At 47.8% G+C, this 18,658-nt stretch carries 22 protein-coding genes; 10 read left to right on the forward strand and 12 right to left on the reverse strand.

Going from position 1 to position 18,658, the window contains the following annotated elements; genetic code table 11:
- Positions 1 to 16 precede the first annotated feature (16 nt).
- Entirely contained in the window at positions 17 to 1,192 is a 1,176-nt protein-coding gene (locus tag AC5W14_RS09765; protein ID WP_496194254.1) for a GTP-binding protein, read from the reverse strand.
- Positions 1,193 to 1,344: 152 nt separating this feature from the next.
- Between AC5W14_RS09765 and AC5W14_RS09770 the strand changes: the two genes are divergently transcribed.
- Positions 1,345 to 1,710: a SpoIIAA family protein gene (locus tag AC5W14_RS09770; RefSeq protein WP_496194255.1), complete on the forward strand. Its 366-nt coding sequence runs from the start codon at positions 1,345 to 1,347 to the stop codon at positions 1,708 to 1,710.
- 62 nt (positions 1,711 to 1,772) lie between these two features.
- Positions 1,773 to 2,825 (forward strand): SDR family oxidoreductase, encoded by a 1,053-nt coding sequence (locus tag AC5W14_RS09775; protein ID WP_496194256.1) that lies wholly within the window; start codon positions 1,773 to 1,775, stop codon positions 2,823 to 2,825.
- Between the two features lie 210 nt (positions 2,826 to 3,035).
- On the opposite strand, the gene AC5W14_RS09780 is transcribed toward AC5W14_RS09775, so the two are convergent.
- The 7 genes from AC5W14_RS09780 to AC5W14_RS09810 form a co-directional block, all read right to left on the reverse strand.
- Positions 3,036 to 3,800 carry a LamB/YcsF family protein gene (locus AC5W14_RS09780; RefSeq protein ID WP_496060212.1) on the reverse strand — a complete coding sequence of 255 codons (765 nt, stop codon included), beginning with the start codon at positions 3,798 to 3,800 and terminating at the stop codon, positions 3,036 to 3,038.
- A 4-nt stretch (positions 3,801 to 3,804) separates the two neighbouring features.
- Complete coding sequence (locus AC5W14_RS09785; RefSeq protein WP_496194257.1) at positions 3,805 to 5,157, reverse strand: acetyl-CoA carboxylase biotin carboxylase subunit; 1,353 nt, start codon at positions 5,155 to 5,157, stop codon at positions 3,805 to 3,807.
- Positions 5,158 to 5,176: 19 nt separating this feature from the next.
- Complete coding sequence (locus AC5W14_RS09790; RefSeq protein WP_496060210.1) at positions 5,177 to 5,410, reverse strand: acetyl-CoA carboxylase; 234 nt, start codon at positions 5,408 to 5,410, stop codon at positions 5,177 to 5,179.
- A gap of 19 nt (positions 5,411 to 5,429) precedes the next feature.
- Positions 5,430 to 6,407 (reverse strand): 5-oxoprolinase subunit C family protein, encoded by a 978-nt coding sequence (locus AC5W14_RS09795; RefSeq protein WP_496060209.1) that lies wholly within the window; start codon positions 6,405 to 6,407, stop codon positions 5,430 to 5,432.
- Entirely contained in the window at positions 6,400 to 7,287 is an 888-nt protein-coding gene (locus AC5W14_RS09800) for a 5-oxoprolinase subunit B family protein (RefSeq protein WP_496194258.1), read from the reverse strand. Before AC5W14_RS09800 ends, AC5W14_RS09795 begins: the two co-directional genes overlap by 8 nt.
- Before the next feature lie 43 nt (positions 7,288 to 7,330).
- Entirely contained in the window at positions 7,331 to 7,990 is a 660-nt protein-coding gene (locus tag AC5W14_RS09805) for a GntR family transcriptional regulator (protein ID WP_496060207.1), read from the reverse strand.
- A 161-nt stretch (positions 7,991 to 8,151) separates the two neighbouring features.
- Positions 8,152 to 8,364 (reverse strand): hypothetical protein, encoded by a 213-nt coding sequence (locus AC5W14_RS09810; protein ID WP_496060206.1) that lies wholly within the window; start codon positions 8,362 to 8,364, stop codon positions 8,152 to 8,154.
- Between the two features lie 156 nt (positions 8,365 to 8,520).
- Between AC5W14_RS09810 and AC5W14_RS09815 the strand changes: the two genes are divergently transcribed.
- Positions 8,521 to 9,396 carry an AraC family transcriptional regulator gene (locus tag AC5W14_RS09815; RefSeq protein ID WP_496060205.1) on the forward strand — a complete coding sequence of 292 codons (876 nt, stop codon included), beginning with the start codon at positions 8,521 to 8,523 and terminating at the stop codon, positions 9,394 to 9,396.
- A 67-nt stretch (positions 9,397 to 9,463) separates the two neighbouring features.
- Here AC5W14_RS09815 and AC5W14_RS09820 read toward each other — a convergent pair whose 3' ends face one another.
- Positions 9,464 to 9,916 carry a hypothetical protein gene (locus AC5W14_RS09820; RefSeq protein ID WP_496060204.1) on the reverse strand — a complete coding sequence of 151 codons (453 nt, stop codon included), beginning with the start codon at positions 9,914 to 9,916 and terminating at the stop codon, positions 9,464 to 9,466.
- Between the two features lie 177 nt (positions 9,917 to 10,093).
- On the opposite strand from AC5W14_RS09820, the gene AC5W14_RS09825 reads away from it, so the two are divergent.
- From AC5W14_RS09825 to AC5W14_RS09855, 7 genes are all read left to right on the forward strand, one after another.
- Positions 10,094 to 11,527 carry an amidase gene (locus AC5W14_RS09825; RefSeq protein ID WP_496060203.1) on the forward strand — a complete coding sequence of 478 codons (1,434 nt, stop codon included), beginning with the start codon at positions 10,094 to 10,096 and terminating at the stop codon, positions 11,525 to 11,527.
- Positions 11,528 to 11,549: 22 nt separating this feature from the next.
- Positions 11,550 to 12,761, forward strand: a complete 1,212-nt coding sequence (locus tag AC5W14_RS09830; RefSeq protein ID WP_496194324.1) for a M20 metallopeptidase family protein — start codon at positions 11,550 to 11,552, stop codon at positions 12,759 to 12,761.
- A gap of 36 nt (positions 12,762 to 12,797) precedes the next feature.
- Positions 12,798 to 13,508: a DUF5058 family protein gene (locus AC5W14_RS09835; RefSeq protein WP_496060200.1), complete on the forward strand. Its 711-nt coding sequence runs from the start codon at positions 12,798 to 12,800 to the stop codon at positions 13,506 to 13,508.
- A gap of 21 nt (positions 13,509 to 13,529) precedes the next feature.
- On the forward strand, positions 13,530 to 14,237 hold the full coding sequence (locus AC5W14_RS09840) for a small-conductance mechanosensitive channel (RefSeq protein ID WP_496060199.1): 708 nt from the start codon (positions 13,530 to 13,532) through the stop codon (positions 14,235 to 14,237).
- A gap of 298 nt (positions 14,238 to 14,535) precedes the next feature.
- A complete protein-coding gene (locus AC5W14_RS09845; protein WP_496060198.1) occupies positions 14,536 to 15,408 on the forward strand; it encodes a hypothetical protein in 873 nt (290 codons plus the stop codon).
- A gap of 27 nt (positions 15,409 to 15,435) precedes the next feature.
- Positions 15,436 to 16,173 (forward strand): HNH endonuclease, encoded by a 738-nt coding sequence (locus tag AC5W14_RS09850; protein WP_496060197.1) that lies wholly within the window; start codon positions 15,436 to 15,438, stop codon positions 16,171 to 16,173.
- A gap of 21 nt (positions 16,174 to 16,194) precedes the next feature.
- The gene (locus AC5W14_RS09855; RefSeq protein WP_496060196.1) at positions 16,195 to 16,590 is read left to right on the forward strand and encodes an SMI1/KNR4 family protein; all 396 of its coding nucleotides are present in this window, start codon (positions 16,195 to 16,197) and stop codon (positions 16,588 to 16,590) included.
- A 57-nt stretch (positions 16,591 to 16,647) separates the two neighbouring features.
- On the opposite strand, the gene AC5W14_RS09860 is transcribed toward AC5W14_RS09855, so the two are convergent.
- The 3 genes from AC5W14_RS09860 to AC5W14_RS09870 all read right to left on the reverse strand — a co-directional run bounded on the left by AC5W14_RS09860 (position 16,648) and on the right by AC5W14_RS09870 (position 18,641).
- Positions 16,648 to 17,157 (reverse strand): DUF2798 domain-containing protein, encoded by a 510-nt coding sequence (locus AC5W14_RS09860; RefSeq protein WP_496194259.1) that lies wholly within the window; start codon positions 17,155 to 17,157, stop codon positions 16,648 to 16,650.
- Between the two features lie 104 nt (positions 17,158 to 17,261).
- Complete coding sequence (locus tag AC5W14_RS09865) at positions 17,262 to 17,570, reverse strand: PTS sugar transporter subunit IIB (protein ID WP_496060194.1); 309 nt, start codon at positions 17,568 to 17,570, stop codon at positions 17,262 to 17,264.
- A 261-nt stretch (positions 17,571 to 17,831) separates the two neighbouring features.
- Positions 17,832 to 18,641 (reverse strand): SDR family NAD(P)-dependent oxidoreductase, encoded by an 810-nt coding sequence (locus AC5W14_RS09870; protein WP_496194260.1) that lies wholly within the window; start codon positions 18,639 to 18,641, stop codon positions 17,832 to 17,834.
- Between the last annotated feature and the right edge of the window lie 17 nt (positions 18,642 to 18,658).

The raw sequence follows: 18,658 nt of genomic DNA on the forward strand, positions 1-18,658 counted from the left end.
AAGGTTTTTTTATCTGCTATCCCATGCTTGTCACCTTTTCTTTCACATTCACTTTTGCCATTTCTTCATCGGTTAACAGGCATGTATCCAGTGATGCTTCCAGCCAGCTTTTATCCAGGTCAATACCGATAAACACCGCTTCTGTCTTCCGGTCGCCGTAAGGCTCCTGCTCCAATTCTTTCTGCACCTCCGGATTATCTAGCAGCGTCTGCACCTGTTCTGCTTTTGGCAGGGCATCGACCCAGTAGGCGACAGGTTCCACCACCACGCTTCTTCCAGCCTGAGAGAGCGTCAGCGCCTGCGTGTTATGGGAGCTGATCCAGACAATTCCTTTTGCACGGGCGATTGCATGACCGTTTTCATCGAACCACTGCGTCAGCCGCTCCAGCTGAAACGGCCGGCGTCGTCTGTATATCATGGAGCTGATGCCATATTCTTCCGTTTCCGGCTGATGCTCCTCCTGTTCGAGCTCCTGCAGCCATCCCGCTGATTCACTGGCCGCTTCGAAATCAAACAAGCCTGTGCCAACTACGTTCTGAAGAGCAATCTGCCCATAGTTTGTTTCCATAATTCGTGCCTCCGGCTGCAGTTTACGAAGCAGAGCCAGGAGCTGTCGGCGGCATGGCTCCGGCAGACTGTCGATCTTATTCACAACGAGCACGTTACAGAATTCAATCTGGTCTATTAGCAGATCTACAATCGTGCGGGTGTCTTCCTCATCTGTCCCCTGCTGTCGGCTTAACAGCGTATCGTCCGATCCAAAGTCTTCCCAGAAACGGGCAGCATCAACGACGGTCACCATCGTATCGAGCGTGCAGACCGACGTTAAATCAATGCCGCTTTCTTCATCCACGTAGCTGAGCGTCTGGGCAACCGGCACCGGTTCGCTGATACCGCTTGACTCAATTAGAATGCAGTCCAGCTCTCCGTTTTCTGCCAGCCGCTTCACTTCAACAAGCAGATCCTCCCGCAGCGTGCAGCAGATACAGCCGTTGGAAAGCTCCACCATTTTTTCTTCCGTACGCGAAAATCCCCCCTGTTCAATTAAAGCCGCATCCACATTTACTTCGCTCATATCATTAACGATAACGGCTGCCTTCAGCCCTTCCCGATTGGAAAGAATGTGGTTCATCATCGTGGTTTTCCCGGCTCCCAGGTAGCCGCTTAATACAGTCACAGGTATTTTTTTCATTTTGTTTTCCTCCTTTTATAAATCGTAATAGTTACGATTTGAAAAGTGTACCACAGTTTTTCCGCGATTTGTACCCGCTTCCGGTGTTTGGTTATTTCCTCTAAGGGAAACGTCTGTAATAAGCGGTCTAATAAAAAAAAGGGGACGATACGATGTTTACATTTCTTCCGAGTGAAGATGCCCATACAATAGCCGTAGAAGTAAAAGGAACGATTACCGGAGACGATGCCAGAAACCTCGACGCATTTGTAGAAAAACAATTTGGCAGCGACCAGCCTTTTAACGGATTCGTGATTTTCAACGACGTGGACAAAACGACCCTCAAAGGAATTATAGAAGGCAATATGTTTGATGCCAAACGCTGGGGCCAGTTTCAGAAATTTGCGGTGCTGAGCGATAAAAAGTGGATGGAGACCGCGGTAAATGCCGGCAACGTGCTGCCAGGGATTACCGTGAAGCATTTTGATAAAAAAGACATGACGGACGCCTGGGCATGGATTAAAGAAGAAAACGCCTAGGTTACACTCTCAGCAGGAAAATGGAAAACCAGCGATTAGAATCAAACAAGGAGGAAAGAAAAATGAAAACAAAACAGATTAAAGAATACAAACCATCTGGAAAAACAAAGCAGGTTCTAAAAAAACTGGAGGACCAGGTGATTGTTATTACGGGAGCTACGAGCGGCATTGGGCTTGCAACGGCTAGAATGGCAGCTGCCCGCGGAGCAAAGGTGGCTGCTGCTGCAAGAGATGAAGAATCGCTGAAAGCGCTCGTGCAGGAGCTTACAAACAAAGGACAGGATGCTATTTATGTACAGGCCGACGTAGGAAAACAAGAAGATGTTAAAAAAATAACCGAAGCTGTATTCCTCGCCTATGGTGGCTTTGACACATGGGTTAATAATGCCGGTGTAACCATTTTTGGCGAAGCAATGGACGTTCCAATTGAAGACATGAAGCGTTTGTTTGATACGGACTTCTGGGGTGTCGTTTATGGATCCAAAGAAGCGGTGGCGCATTATAAAGAAAGAAACAGCCCCGGCGCCTTAATCAATATCGGCTCCCTCTTCGGCGGTACCGGTGCCACGCTTCAGTCCATCTATTCCGCCGCCAAATTCGCTGTTCACAGCTGGACGGAAAATATACGAAATGAACTCGCTGCTGCTGACGCTCCGGTCTCCGTCACACTTGTGCATCCGGGCAGAATCGATACACCTTATAACGAGCATGCGGGAAACTACATGGACAAGCAGCCGGCTCATGTTGGGATGATGTACGCTCCCGAAACCGTAGCTGAAGCCATTTTATATGCCGCCGAGCATCCTAAACGCGATGTGTTTGTAGGAGGTCAGGCAAAGGCGCTGGAACTGATCGGCAATCTAATGCCCCGCCTCTACGACAAAATGGCACAGAGTCTGCTCAGCAGAACCCAGCATCTGGACAGAGAGCCGGACGTACGGGGCGCCAACACGCTCCGGGAAGCAGGCGGCGGCCTCAAGGAGAGAGGTCATCATGCCGGCACGGTACGCTCAACCAGCTTTTATATGAGAGCATCCACCTCCCCTTTCCTTACGATAGGCGCAGGAATAGGGATAGGCGCCGCTGTTGCCGGTGTTCTTCTGAAAAACAAATAAGAAACCACCTAAAAAGCCGTTCTGCGGCTTTTTTTGTCTTCCAGGTATATAAAAATAAACCTTTCCGCTATTTATTTCCAGTGCTATACTGAAAATCCGGTGAAGTGAAGCTGGCTGAAGGGGGAATAATCCTTCTTTTAAACTATTGCTGCAGCAAACAACACAGCGGAGTTCCGCTGTGTTGTTTCATGCCCATTTATAGACAGCTATTTATTTCAGGACAGCCTGGGCCGGTGCGACGTCGATATCATTTTTTCTTAATTGGTAATGAATCGTTTTCGCCAGCTCCACGGCTCCCGGGGTGTCCCCATGGATACAGACCGTATCGGCCGTAACATTTACGTCGTTTCCGGTATGTGCGGTGACTTTGCCTTCTTTTACCATGCGAACGACCCGTTCGGCCATGGCTTCCACGTTAGACGCCTCGGCTCCTTTCCTGGTCATAATAATGGATCCTGTTTCTGTATGCTCCCGGTCGGCATAAGTTTCTTTTGCCACCCACACCCCCATCTTCTCTCCCATTTCGGCTACGGCTGAATTATTCATGGCAAATACAATCATATTGTCATTCACTGCTGCGAGCGCTTCAAGAATAGCTCTGGCTGTTTTTTCGTCTTCCATCGCCCGCATGTACATCGCGCCGTGCGGCTTGCAGTGTGCAACAGGCCGCCCGTACTGGCTCGCAAACTCCCGCAGCCCGCCTAATTGATACGTAACGTAGTCTTTAATTTCCTGCGGGGTGCAGTCGAGCTGCCTGCGCCCGAATCCCATCAGGTCCGGGAAAGCCGGGTGCGCTCCGATCTGGACCCCGTGTTCACCCGCCAGCTCCACTGTCTTCCGCATCGTCCCGGGATCCCCCGCATGGTAGCCGCATGCAATATTGGCAGAAGTAATATACTGCATCATCTCTTCGTCGTTTCCAAGCTGATACATGCCAAAGCTTTCTCCCATGTCGCAGTTCAAATCCACTTTCATTTCCTCACTCCCTCCCTGCTTTTCTTGTCTGCAGATAGTTTGTCGTGTAATTGCCATCCCGGAAATCCTTTTCGTTTACGAGCTGTTTGATTAAAGGGAGGTTGGTCGTAATCCCCTCTATCTCAATTCGGTCTAACACACTTTGTAACCGGTCCAGGGCTTTTTCCCGGTTGGTTCCACGGACAATGATCTTGCCCACCATCGGATCATAAAAAGGAGACACGGTGTTTCCTTCTTCATACGCAAAGTCAAACCGCCCTATGCCTTTTGGCAGCTTGAGCTTTGTCAGCTTGCCCGGTGATGGGAAATACGTGTCCGGATCTTCCGCATACAAACGGGCTTCTATCGCATAGCCATTCCTTTTGATATCTTCCTGAGCGAGACCGATATCCTCTCCTGCGGCAATTTTCAACTGCAGCTCCACGAGGTCAATGCCGGTAATTTCTTCTGTGACAGGATGCTCCACCTGCAGCCTTGTGTTCATCTCCAGGAAATAGAAATCTCCGGACTCATCGTCAAAAATGAATTCCACCGTTCCTGCATTCGTGTAGCCGATCTCTTTCACCCCGGTGACCGCCGTTTCACAGAGCTGTCTTCGCAGTGACTCTGTTAAAAAAGGCGACGGGCTTTCTTCGATCACTTTTTGATTGCGGCGCTGGATCGAGCACTCCCGTTCAAAAAGGTGAATCGTATGCCCCATATGGTCTGCGGCGACCTGGACTTCAATATGGCGTGCATGCTCAATGAACCGCTCCAAAAACACCGTATCATCGCCGAATGACGCGCCTGCCGTCTGCTGGGCGGAAGAGAAGCTTTTTGTGAGCTCTTCTTTATTGTAGACAATATGCATGCCGATGCCGCCTCCTCCAGCACTCGCTTTCAACATCAACGGATAGCCAAGCTCCTCAGCAATCTCCAGCGCATGCTCGACGGAATTCAGCTTGCCGTCCCAGCCCGGCACTACCGGGACCCCGGCTTTCTGCATATGACGGCGCGCTTCAATTTTATCCCCCATCAGCTGAATTTTCTCAGCGTTCGGTCCAATAAACGTAATGCCGGCGTCTTCACACAGTTTTGTGAACTTCGTGTTCTCTGATAGAAACCCATAGCCGGGATGGATCGCGTCTGCGCCTGTATCCTTTGCTGCCTGTATGACTTTCTCCATATTAAGGTAGCTCTCTTTGGCCTGTGAGCCTCCGATGTGCCGGGCTTCGCCTGCCTCTTTTACACATGGCGTATCCGTATCGGCATCCGAGTAGACCGCCACCGTTTCAATTCCCAGTCGATGGCAGGTTCTGATAATCCGGCGCGCAATTTCGCCCCGATTGGCAATTAACACTTTTTTAAAATAACTCATACCGCCACTCCCCTGTATGTTATTCCAGTTCTGCCACCACTTGTCCGGCATCCACGACGGCTTTGTCTTCGACTTTAATGCTTTTAATCACACCGTCCGCTTCTGCTTTAACTTCCTGGAAACTTTTCATAACCTCAATCAGCCCGATAGTATCCCCCGCCTTGACTTCATCTCCTTCTTCAACATATACAGGCTTCCCCGGTTCCGGTCTTCTGTAAAATACGCCCGGTAATGAAGATACGATTTCTTTCATCCTTTGCTTCCTCCTTTGGTTAACTCGACTGAATCATTTGTTTCACTTGTTCAAGCTTCCGGTTGTTCTGCTGTCGCGCCTCCATCGCTTCTTCCAGGGTGACAGCAGTAAACTTTATCGTTTCATTCGTTTTTGCCTGGCCGATGCGGTTCAGGTCTGTGCTGATGATTGTAGCCACCGGCGCATACCCTCCGCCCGTTACGGCATCATTTAGCAGCGCAATCGGTTCAATGCCGTCCGGCACTTGAATAGAGCCGATCGGATAGCCGAGGTCCACTACGTTGGACGGATTGCTTCCCGCCCCAAATGGCTGCTCGCGCGGCACAAAATCAAGACGCTCTCCCTTTAAACGGTAGCCGACCCGGTTCGCTTCGGGCGTAATCGTCCACTCGATGTCAAGAAAGCGCTGCTTGCTTTCTTCAGTCAGCCTGTAGCTGCATAAACCGATAATAACGCGTATCTCATGATTCGCGGAGAACTCCGGAATGTACCCGCCGGTCACCCGGGTGCCCAGCTTAACCTCTTTCTCCTGCATGTTTCCGATCGAGAGCACGTCGCCTTCCTGCAGGGCCCGTCCATCATAGCCGCCAATCCCGCACAGCGTATAGGTCGACCTTGAATCCATGATGACCGGCACTTCAATTCCACCGGCTACCGCCAGATAGGCTCTGGCACCCTGCTTCACAAAATCAAAGGTCAAAATGCCGCCTTTTTTTACTTCGATTGTTTCCCACATCGGTACTGCTTCCTCATTGATCTGCGGCGGAATGATGCCTCCTGTCACGGCAATCACCGTGTCCTCCTGAAACTCAAGGGCCGGACCCATATACGTAATCTCGAGCACGGCTGCGCCTTTTTTGTTTCCGGCTAACATATTTGCGACGGCATAGGAATACTGGTCAACGGCTCCTGAGGGCGGCATCCCCGTTTCGTAGTACCCGACTCTTCCATCATCCTGAACCGTCGTCTGCAGACCGGGTTTTAATACTTTAATCATGATATAACCTCCCCAGAACCATTTCAGAAAATGCAGCAGGATCTTTCAGCACATCATCCGGGCGGAACGTAAAGTCTTTTTTATGGTAGGTAAACGTGCCTGCTTCCACGTCGGCTCTTACGGCGTCATATTCTTCACGTGTAATATCGCGGTAGCGGAAAATATCTCCCTGGCGGGGAAAAACGATCGAATCCTGGAAGTCAGGAAGCTTCTGCTCTTTATCAAATACAGGGGACGCCGAAATGCCAAACATCTGGTATCCTCCCGCGCCCTGGACCGGATAGACGACCGAAAACCCGCCGCCAAATCCAAAGCATCGTTCCGGCGTGAAGGTGCGGGGCCGGACGTACTTTGGTACTTCAATCTGCTTTTCCCGCGGCACAATTTGAAAACAAAACGGCAGCCCCGGCACAAACCCGATCATCGATACTAAAAACGGGGAACTCGTCATTGCCTGGATAAAAGCTTCCTTTGAATCATAACCATTAATTCGTGCTGCATACTCGAGATCGGTTGATTCCGGGTCCTGGTGCCGGTCCCTGAACTGCATCACGGCGTCATGCGTCCACGGATCCTCGAACAGGACGGGCACATCGACAAGCCGGGAGTTAATGACAATATCGTCGAGGTTCTGGACAGAGCTTTCGAGACGTTTCAATTCGTCAACCAGCTCCGCTGCCGGAAGCTCGTCCGGGTTGTAGCGGACCATGTAGGACGCATTCGACGGGCAGATATCCAGAATGCCGGGCATCTGCTGCTCTCTCAGCTTTTTCGTTATCGCCATCGCATGAAAGTTCACTTCCAGACTCATTTCTTCGCTGAGTTCAACAAATATAAATTCGTCACCGCCGTAGCTGTAGCGTGTTGTAAAGTCAGTCACTATCAGTCACCTCACTCAAATTTTTCAATGGGCCTGTTTGTCATCAGTTAAAAAGAGAATTCTGTTTGGATAAGTCATGCAGCGTAGATAATAAATGTGCCTTCACGGCTTCCGCCGCCTCATCAGTATCCCGCCTGCGAAATGCTTCAACCATCCGCCGGTGTTCCGGTATCGACTGTACTTCCCCCACTGGCGTCCTGTAAAAATCGTCCTTTAAAATCAGATAGCCGTCGGTCCACTGGTTCAACCTTTCAATCTGCTGAAGCAGATAGAGATTTCCGGACAACCAGGCAGGATAGGCATGGATTTCCCTGTTTATCCGCATAAAGCCTTCAAAGTCTTTCGTCTCATAAGCGGCTTTTTCCTGCTCGAGCTGCCGCTGCATCTGCATAATGTCTTTGTCTGTCACAGCCGCAGCAGCCAGCCGGGCGGCATACATTTCCAGCACAATTCGGAGATTAAACACATCTTCAAGTTCTTTGTTGGACGGGTTATAGACCACCGCGCCTTTGTTGGGAACGAGTTGAATGAGCCCTTCGTTTTCCAGACGCTTGAAGGCCGACCGTACTGGAGTCCGGCTCATGTTTAACTCTGTACTAATCCACGTCTCTGTCAGCCGCTGGCCGGGAAGAAGTTTCTTAAACATAATCGCCTGCTTTACTTTTTCATAAGCAAGTTTTTCGTTGTTCGGTTTATTCTTCATCACGCAACCACCATTGTATTCATAAATTGTATACAATATTCTGATTTATAAGAATTTTAACGCAGTTCTCCTTTTATTTCCAGTTGTTTTTAAGAAACTATCCTTTTTTCCCATAAAAAAAGAGAGACGTCTGCCTCTCTGCTAACCTTCGCTTTCATTGCTTATAACGACAAATATGTCCGGCTCTGCTTTTTAAAAAAGTTGTCCCGCTCCATTGAAAACTGCAGATGCTCCAGGTCTTCGCGGCTGACCGCAATCAGCACTTCATCAAATTCGTAATGCTTCGCATGGGGGATAATGGCTTTATTCGATACAATCATCGGGTAGGAGCCGTCTTTTTTCAGACGGTACCCTTTCATCATGACAGAATCCATTTTGGCCTTCCTCCTTTTTATACAGCATATACGAACATTTGTTCTATTTCAAGTGGTATTTAACTATTTTACATAAATTCAGCCTGCAGAAGATAACACCGATAAGCGGACTCTCTGCCTGCATGGCTGTTATTCTGTAACAAGGAGGTGAAAGGGATGAATCAGCTGAATGATTTAAACAAGGCGTTGACGTATATAGAAGAAAACCTGGATGGCGAGATCGATTACGCAGCCGCTGCCCAAAAAGCACTTTGTTCCGAATTTCATTTTAAACGCATGTTTTCTTTTCTGGCCGGCGTTTCCATCTCGGAGTATGTCCGACGCCGCCGGTTAACGCTCGCCGCGTTTGAGCTGAATCAGAATGCGGTCCGCATCGTGGATGCCGCTGTCAAATACGGATACAGCTCTCCCGATGCATTTACAAGAGCGTTCCAGCAGCTGCACGGCCTTGCCCCGTCCGAAGCCAGACAGAACAGTCAACTGCTGAAAGCTTATCCGCCGATGACCTTTCAGCTTTCTATTAAAGGAGGAGAATCAATGAACTATCGAATGGAAGAAAAATCAGCATTTTATATTGCAGGAATCCACAAACGGGTTTCTATTGTGTTTGAAGGAGAAAATCCGGAAATTACCGCGATGTGGAAATCCCTTTCTAAAGAAAAAATTCAGGAACTGCAGGCTATCAGCAATACCGATCCGAAAGGACTTATTCAGGCTTCAACAAACTTCTCGGAAGGACGCATGCGGGAGGAAGGCGGACTGGACCATTATATCGGCGCCGCTGTCTCAGAAAAACCGGACGGCTCTTACGATGCGCTTCACGTCCCTCCCCTGACCTGGGCCGTGTTTGAAGTGAACGGTCCTTTTCCGGAGACCCTGCAGGAAACATGGGGCCGCATTTATTCGGAATGGTTCCCATCCTCTGTGTATGAGCAGGCCGAAGGTCCGGAAATTCTCTGGAATGAAAACGAAGATGTTGATTCTACGACGTTTAAAAGTGAAATTTGGATTCCGGTTAGAAAAAACCGGTAACAAATGAATGCCTGAAAAAAGACAAGCCTATGCGCTTGTCTTTTTGCGGTTTATCTATGATTTCCAGCTACCCGCCTGCTTCCGTTTGCAGCGCCTGCAGAATCACTTGCTTTACGTAGGGTGTCATGTCCCGTAACTGCTCTACCGTGTACACTCCGATAAAATAATGGATCACCATGCCGTCTACGAAAGCAACAAGAAACGATGCGCCATGTTTATTATGCACCGCAGGATACGCCTGTTCGTGGTCGAGCTCCTGCAGCTTTACCCGGAGATGATCAACCATTTCATTAAACGCGCCAATAAAGGTAGTGGAATACACTTCCCCCATGCTGTAGCGGCTTAAGACGGTTTTGATATTCTCAATGTTCTCATCATTATACGTCCAGGAATCATACAGAAACTGCTCCACAAAGTCTTCTACGCTTCTGCTTTCGTTCTCTTTTACTGCTTTTATATAATCGTCTTCGAGCTTTTTCAAAATCTCGTCCATTCCTTCGTGTGAGATGCGGTCTTTCATGTAGACGTCCTCCTTGTATTTCTCTTTATCCCTGCCCTTCCCTTTATCCAAAAGAAATAAGCAGGTTACAGATTCATTGTCAGAAAATTTGCAACGATCGTTGTTTTCTTATTTTGCTTCCCTTAACATAAACAAATACATACAATACTGACTAAAATCTAATGAAGGAGGAATTGCATGGAAGACACGCTGCTTTATCGTTCTGCTTCGCAGCTGGCCCACATGATTCAACAGCGGGAGCTTTCTTCCCGGGAGTTAATGGCAGCCTCACTTGCACGCACCCGGGCAATTAACCCTCATATTAATGCGATCGTTTCGCTCGATGAGGAGCGGGCCCTGAAAGGAGCGGATGAAGCCGACCGAGCGCTCGCTTCTGACGCTCCGACCGGTCCTTTTCACGGGCTGCCAATCGCAGTAAAAGACACCCACCACGCCGAAGGATTCCCGACTACTTTCGGGTCTCTTGCATTTAAAGATCACATCTCCACCAGCGATGACTTGATCGTGGAGCGGTTAAAACAGGCCGGAGCCATCATCATCGGCAAAACCAATGTGCCTGAGTTTGCCGCCGGATCCCATACGTTTAATAACGTATTCGGCACGACGCGAAACCCCTATGACCTTACAAAAACCGCAGGCGGAAGCAGCGGAGGCGCTGCCGCTGCGGTTGCTTCCGGACTGGTTCCCTTTGCCGACGGCAGTGATATGGGCGGATCGCTCCGCTTTCCTGCCGCCTTTAACAATGTTGTAGGTATGCGTCCCTCTCCCGGGCGGCTTCCAATGTATCCAAAGGCCACCCCCTTTTCGCCTCTTGCAGTCCAGGGACCGATCACCCGAAGCACCGAGGATGCTTTCTTTATGCTCTCCACGCTGGCGGGTCCTGATCCGCGCGCGCCTATCTCTATTGAGGAGCCCGGCAGTGTATTCACAAAGCCGCTTCACGATGACATCTCCGGCATGAAGATTGCCTGGTCGGCAGATTTTGTCGGGCAGCTGCCGGTCGAGCCGGAAATCCAGCGCGTTTTTAAAGAGCAGCTTTCTATTTTTGAAAAAGACCTGGGCTGTGAACTGGAAGAAGCCTGCCCTTCTTTTCAGGAGGCAGAAGAAGCCTTTCAGATTTTAAGGGCCTGGGAATTTGAGCTCACTTATAAAGACATTGTCAACACCCACGGAGAACTGTTAAAAGACAGCTTCATGACTAACTTCCAAAAAGGACAGCGTCTCAGCGGACCGGATATCGGCCGGGCGGAACAGCTCCGCCATAACCTTTACCACCGGCTCCGGCTGTTTTTTGAAACCTATGACGCGCTTTTGCTTCCCGTCAGCCAGGTGGTTCCCTTTTCCGCTGATATTGAATACCCGTCTTCCATTAACGGCCTGCCAATGAATTCCTATCTGGACTGGATGAAGTCATGCTATTACATTTCCGCGGCCGGCAATCCCGCCCTGTCCATTCCGGGAGGATTTACGGCAGACTATCTGCCAACCGGACTGCAGATAGTAGGCCCTCATCATGCGGATTACGAGGTGCTCCGGATCGGCCAAGCTTTTGAAAAAGCCGCGGCCTACGGAGAAAAACGTCCGGTCTTTCCTGCCGTCGCGAACGAATAAACCAAAATAAGGAGCTGTTATGATGCTGGATCCATTATTTAATCAACTCGAAGATCTGCTGCCGGAAATGAGTGCATTCCGCCGGGATCTGCACATGTTTCCCGAGCTGTCGCACCATGAAACAGAAACGCCTAAAAAAGTAGCTGCCTATTTAAGCGAACTGGGACTCGAAGTAAAAACCGGTGTCGGCGGACGGGGAGTTGTCGGCATTCTGCGCGGCGATAAACCCGGAAAAACCGTAGCACTGCGGGCTGATTTTGATGCTCTGCCGATTCAGGAGGAAACCGATGTCCCGTACAAATCACGGATTGACGGCGTGATGCACGCCTGCGGCCACGATATTCATACCGGGGCCCTTCTCGGAACTGCCGCCGTACTGTCTAAAAATAAAGACACACTGGAAGGTACTGTTGTATTTTTGCACCAGTTTGCAGAAGAAGTCATTCCGGGAGGCGCCAAATCCATGATTGATGACGGCTGCCTGGATGGGGTTGATGTGGTCTACGGCGCTCACGTTTCTTCTCTTCATTCGCTCGGCACCGTCGGCCTCAAGGAAAAGAATGCCATGGCATGCGGCGACACGTTCGAAATCGAGATTTCCGGGCGCGGCGGCCATGCGGCAACACCCCACTTAACTATCGATCCATTAATAGTGGGAAGCCAGATGATGATCAACCTTCAGCAGATTGTCAGTCGGCAGGTGGATCCCGTTAAACCGGCGGTCGTTTCGGTTACCGCCTTTAACGGAGGCGAAAGCTATAACGTTATCCCTGATAGTGCAAGAATTCAGGGCACGGTACGCACGTTTGATAATGACGTCCGCGATGCAATTGAGAAATCAATGGAGTCTATCGTCACCACTACCGGCGAAGGCCTTGGAGCACACGTGGACTTCACGTACACGAGAGGCTATCCTGCTGTCTGGAACCACCCGGAAGAAACGCATCGCGTGGAGAAGGTCGCGCAGAATACGCCGGGCGTGGAACAGATTGAATACATTCAGGAACAGATGGGGATGGAGGATTTTGCCTACTACCTGCTTGAAAGACCGGGAACGTTCTTCTGGGTAGGCGGTGCTCCCGCCGGCGAACCTATTTATCCGCATCACCATCCGAGATTTGATATTGACGAGCGCTCAATGGTCGACATTGGCAGGCTGTTTATCGGTACGGTCTATCAGTACCTGTCCGGAGTGGAAGAACCGGCGCAGCCTGAGACCGCCCGGGCGGAATAATACTTGCACCGCTGACAAATAAAGGAGGAGAACTCCATGAATAGTGATGTAATGGCTCTCGCCAACAGCGCCCCGCTTTGGATTATGGCTTTTATTGTAGTAAGCATCGTCATTTTTCAGGGCATCGTGTTTTTAAGGCTTTCGATCAAAACGGCTCCCGACATTGGCATGAGCTCCGACGAAGTAAAAAGCTCCATAAAAACAGGATTCATCAGCTCGCTTGGTCCCTCCTTCGGTATTGCAATCGTTGTTGTGTCGCTGCTCGCCCTTCTCGGTTCTCCGATAACGCTAATGCGTATCGGTATTATCGGCTCCGCGGCTACAGAATCAGCCGCCGCAGGAATCGGGGCGGACGTGTTCGGCGCCGATCTCGGAAGCGCTGCTTTTAACGAACAGGCCTTTACAACGGTGGTCTGGACAATGTGTATCGGCGGTATGGGCTGGCTGATCTTTACCGCCCTGTTCACCAAGTCTCTCGGATCGTTTCAGAAAAAAGTCGTAAACAAAAATGCAAAAGCGATGGGTCTTGTCTCCACGGCCGCGATGCTTGGCGCTTTCGGGTACCTTGCAAGCGACTCAATGACCGGCGGCATGAGCTACATTGTAACCGGCACGATCTCAGCGGCTGCAATGATGTTTCTCATGTTTGCCTCGCAGCGTCTCGGTATTAACTGGCTGAAGGAATGGGCGCTTGGGATTGCCTTAGTGATCGGCATGACCGGCGGGTACTTTACGAGTATTCTTTAAAAAACGAAAGGGGTATGCACGATGGGAATGAACCAGGAGCATATTGATGCCCGCTCGGTGCCGGAAACGGCAAAAGCAGGTGGCATGGATCTTTTTCACGAAAAAGCCCACTTTTGGGGGCGTATGACGCTTTGGCTGTTGATTGCTGCCTGCCTGCTGCCACCGCTCTATTTATCTTTTGTGCTCGGCTACCATCCGGGCTGGGGCGTTATATTAGCCGGTATCATCGGGTACGCCGCTTTTATCGGTATTATGTGGGTGCTCGAACCGATCACCTATTACCCGACGCTTGGCATTGCCGGGACCTACATGGCGTTTCTGACCGGTAATATCGCGAATATGTGCCTTCCCTGCTCGGCCGCCGCTCAAAACGCCATTGGAGCCGAGCCCGGCACGAAAAAAGCAGAAATTGCCGGAGCTCTTGGCATTGCGATTGCTTCATTAGTGAATATTACTGTTATTATCAGCATCATTCTCGGCGGCTCTTACATTATTACGATGCTGCCGGCTCCGGTGGAGAGTTCCTTTGCTTTCGTGCTTCCTGCTATATTCGGCGGAGTGCTCGGGCAGTTCGCCTACAAGAATCCGCTGTACGGTGCAATTGCCCTTGCGATTGGTGCAGCTGTTGTATTCTCCCCGATTTTCAGCTTGATTAAAATTGTTATCTGCGTCGTACTCACGATTGCAATTGTGCTGTTTTTGGAACGGAAGAATTTAAAAGAAGCTTAAATTGAAAAAGAGCTGTTTCTATGTGATATAGAGACGGCTTTTTTTCTGTTTTTACAGAACACCTCTCAATAGCTTCCGCCTCTTTTCAGAAATCTGCTGACGAGTGTATTAATGGCGAGCAGTACAATAATAATGAAGATTAGTCCTATTAAATACTCTCCAGTCTCGAAAAATAACTTTTTAATGATCTATAATACCTACTAATAATTGTAAAAACAAAATATTGCAGCATTACATACTTAATAGTATACTTTTTTATAGGTATAAATACTTAGTTATAAAGGAGCGTGTTTTTATAGTGGGATTTCTGGATAGCTTTTTATCTAAAAAAGATCAAGAAGGACTGGCTGCCTTTTCCAAAAAAGCTAAAAAGGAATTATCAAAACTTCCCGTCATTTCTGCAGTTGGGGATGCCGTACAGGGAGCCTCCGGGTTAAATGAACTTCAAGAGAACTTAAACAGATACCCAAATGATCCGAAAAGCTGGCTGTATTATTATGAGGGCCACATGATGTACAGAAAAATTAATGGCGGCACCAACATCGGAAGAGCGGTTATTAATCCGGTCGGTTTTGCTGTCGCAAAAGGAGTTTCCACCGGGCTTAATACCCTCGACGATGAATACGAGAAATTCAATCCCAAAAAATGCCTCGGCATGACGATTGCCTTAGTCATGAAGAAAATAAAAAAGGAACATAAGAAAATAAAATCTGCAGATCTGGTGTTATTAGCCAAGGCGTTAGGCTATTCTTCCGCTTTTTCTCATTCCAAAAATAAACAAAAATTATTAAACCGTGCCATTCACTATATAACACTTTCCATTGAATTGGAGGAAACAACCTCCGCAAAAGCCGAGTATTTCTTTTATCTCGCTCAGTTCTATAAACAGGCCGGGGACGAAAAGAAACAATTGCGGGCTTTAAATATTTCAAGAAAATCAGGGTTTCAACCGGCTGATGAACTGCTGAAAAGTCTCTTAAAGAAAAGAACGGAAGATGTTGAGATAAAATCCGGCCTTACTCAATTTATATCCTCCACTCCCTATCAAAACTACCAGTTTACTTATTACCCTCAATTGGGAGATCGTTTCGGAAACGGCTGGAACAATGTTAAAGAGAAGCAGACAGAAAAATTTATAGAGACGAAAAATAGATTGAGTAAATTCCTGTAAAAATATAAAGAAAAGAGCTGATGGCGTATGGCTTTTGATTTAGATGTTTTTGATATTCTGGATGCTGATCAGGCTATGGAAATAGATGCAGCAGAATTAGAGTTATATGAAATACCAAATGAGTCCACATACGGTATTACCGATACTGATCACAGCCTTCTGATGGATAATCTGAATGCTTCCCTGCCCGACTCTTTGTTGCATCAGATGGATGCTGATGCAGGCGGTACGATGCTGAACCAGTATGAATTGGACTATCAGATTTCGGGTGACGGAAATGACAGTGACTATATTGACGAGTTTCTACATAAGGAAGGCGTTGTCGATTCAGACTACACGGCTGAAGGGGAAATAGAACAGATTGATACGATCAATGACCATTTGGAAGGTACGGCTGAACCGGTAAGCGGCATCTATTATGAAAGCAATACGGTGGACATGCCGGACGGCTCAACGATTGAAGGAGTTTTCCCAGTCTTTGATCCTACCTATGACGCTGTTATACCGCCGGAAGACTACCTCTCCAGCTCCTATTCTCATGAACAAATTGCTAACGAACAATTAGCCGCTGCGGTGGAACAAGACCCCGACGTTCAGGGTCAATTTGACGCCACACAGCTGGAACAGATTTCCGATGGCGAAACGCCCGACGGCTATACCTGGCATCATCACGAAGAGCCCGGTAAAATGCAGCTCGTTGAAACGGAAACACATGACCTCGCAAGACATTCCGGCGGCATGAGTTTATGGGGTAAAGGATATTAATACACACGAGGAGGCATTTTTATGGAATGGAAGTACAGCAAAGGACAGGCAGAAGACGCTGCTATTGCAGAAATAGAAAATCACTTCAACATCACTTTTCCCGAATTCTATAAATCGATAGTAAAACAATACAACGGTGCCAGACCGAGACCGCACAGCAGCTATACGGAAGCAGGAAAAGAAGTAAATATCAATTCATTCTTACCGATAGGCCAGGAGTATCCAGAAGATATAATTTCTGTTAATAATCGTTTGAAAGAAGAACTTCCAAAGAATTTAATTGCTTTTGCAAATGACGGCTTAGGTAATTATTTCTGCTTTGATAATAGATACGATGAGAATAAAGAAAAAGAAGTAGTGTTTTGGGATCACGAAAACTCTAAAATCCATAAAATTAACAAAATGAACCTTATATAAATTGATTAAAAAAAACTTCCTCCGGGTCATGCCCGGAGGAAGTTTTTCTCTATTTCATTAAGCAGAAACCGCTTTTCTATCCTGCACCGTACGCATCTGTTTCATCACAAACCGTGCAGTCGGCTGCGCGAAAAGGATCTCGATCCAGAAGGCGATGCCGAAATTGCGGGGCCAGATGTGCAGAAACTGCTGCAGCGGATCGAGGCTGATCCGGCCGGTGCCGACCCACATCCCGATGAACGTCATCAATAGAGAAATGATCGTCACATTCAGCACAATCGTCAGCAGGACCCTGGCGTTGAACCCGTCTGCTGCGTCGGCAAACACAGGCATCAGCCTGCCGACAAGGGGTTTGGCGATAAACAGGACAACCAGCATGACGATCGCCCACATCAGCGGCAGAATTAACAGCGTTTCTTTATAAACCTCGAAGGAAAACCCACGCTCCAGCCCGACCATGATTGAGGCAATCGTATTAACGGATAGAAACGAAACAATCAACATAAAAAGAATGCCTTCCTTCGCATTCTGCGGCAGTCTTGCTTCTTTGTGTGCACGTACGGACACAATTCCAACTCCCTTTCTCTAACTGCTTTGTCAGTATAGCGGGATTGGACTTGTCTTCATAAGTGAACATTATAGAAGGTTTTTCATCTTTTGAAATTATACTTTTATTTCAAATGCTTTTGAGCCTCTTCTAATATAGTCTCTCCATCGTAGTTAACGTAATGTTCTCCACTAACCATAACAACAGGAATATCATCTGTTATATTTGCCTTTATTTCTTTGAATCTGGAAGCCACCGGCGGGGTCAGCAGTACTAAATCTACAGGATCAGATTCAACTACTTCATATAAGTTATCCAACGCCAACGCTCGTATATTAATATCTAAATTCTGTTTCTTTACACTTTTCATCATATCTTTCACAGTAAATGCTGTAGTAATACCTATCGTACATACTAATACTATTTCTTTCATAATTTCCTCCTTAATCTCTCTTATCTATTTAAACTCGCTAAGCTGATATTCGTCTTGCATCATTATTCTATAAAAAGCTTACATCTTTGTATTGCATATGTATGCTTTCTATTATATTTATGTATCTATTCTTTTCAAATAACTTCTTCAGCAGCTTTGGCTTGCGTTAATAGATAGGAAAAGACAGCCGCCGTCCATAAAGTAAAAAGAGCCACCAAAGGTGCCCCATTACTTTGCCAGCTTTACTATTTGTCTCGTCTTTTATTTAAAATTCATATTCCTGGCTATTAGTCCTGCGGCAAATTTTGGATTTAACCGATTAAAAACATCAAGCATTTTGGAATCTTTGCCGGCAAGTACTCTGTATTTATCCCTTTCCATTCCGTCAATAATAATGTCCGCTGCTTCTTTCGGGGTAAATGGCTTTACTTTTTTATTGCTGTTGGCTTTTTTAATGGAATCATAGGCGTCCCCTTCTGCTCCCGAATTTTTAATAATGTCAGTCGCAACGGCACCCGGAAAAACGATCGTTACGTTGACGTTAGTCCCTTTAAGTTCTGAATAAAGCCCTTCTGTCAGCAGTTTAACAGCGGCTTTGGAAGCTCCATAAATCGACTGACCGGGAACCGGAACAAACCCGCCCATGCTTGATAAATTTGTAATGTGGGCTGTTGGCCTTTCCAGCAGATATGGAAGAAAAACCTTCGTCATATAAAGGGTTCCGTAAAAATTAATATCCATCACTAGTTGAATTTTTTCAATATCCAGTTCACTTATATTGATAAAAGGCTGGATAATTCCTGCATTGTTTATTACGCCGTCTACAGTACCGTGATGAGCAATCACCTGTTCAGGCAGCGCTTCTACTTCCTCCCGGCTGGTCAGGTTAACTCTATGTGTGGAGAGGTATTCATTTTTTTCTCCTGCTTGAGTAACGAGCTTCTCTAATGCTTTTTCATCAATATCTACAGCAGCTACACGGGCACCTTTTGATAGGAGGTTATGCACTAAATTGCTTCCTATGCCTCCTCCTGCACCGGTAACAACTACCACTTTGTTTACAACTTTCACGACCAACACCCCCTTCT

The sequence above is a fragment of the Sinobaca sp. TMA16-18 genome, assembly GCF_059510535.1.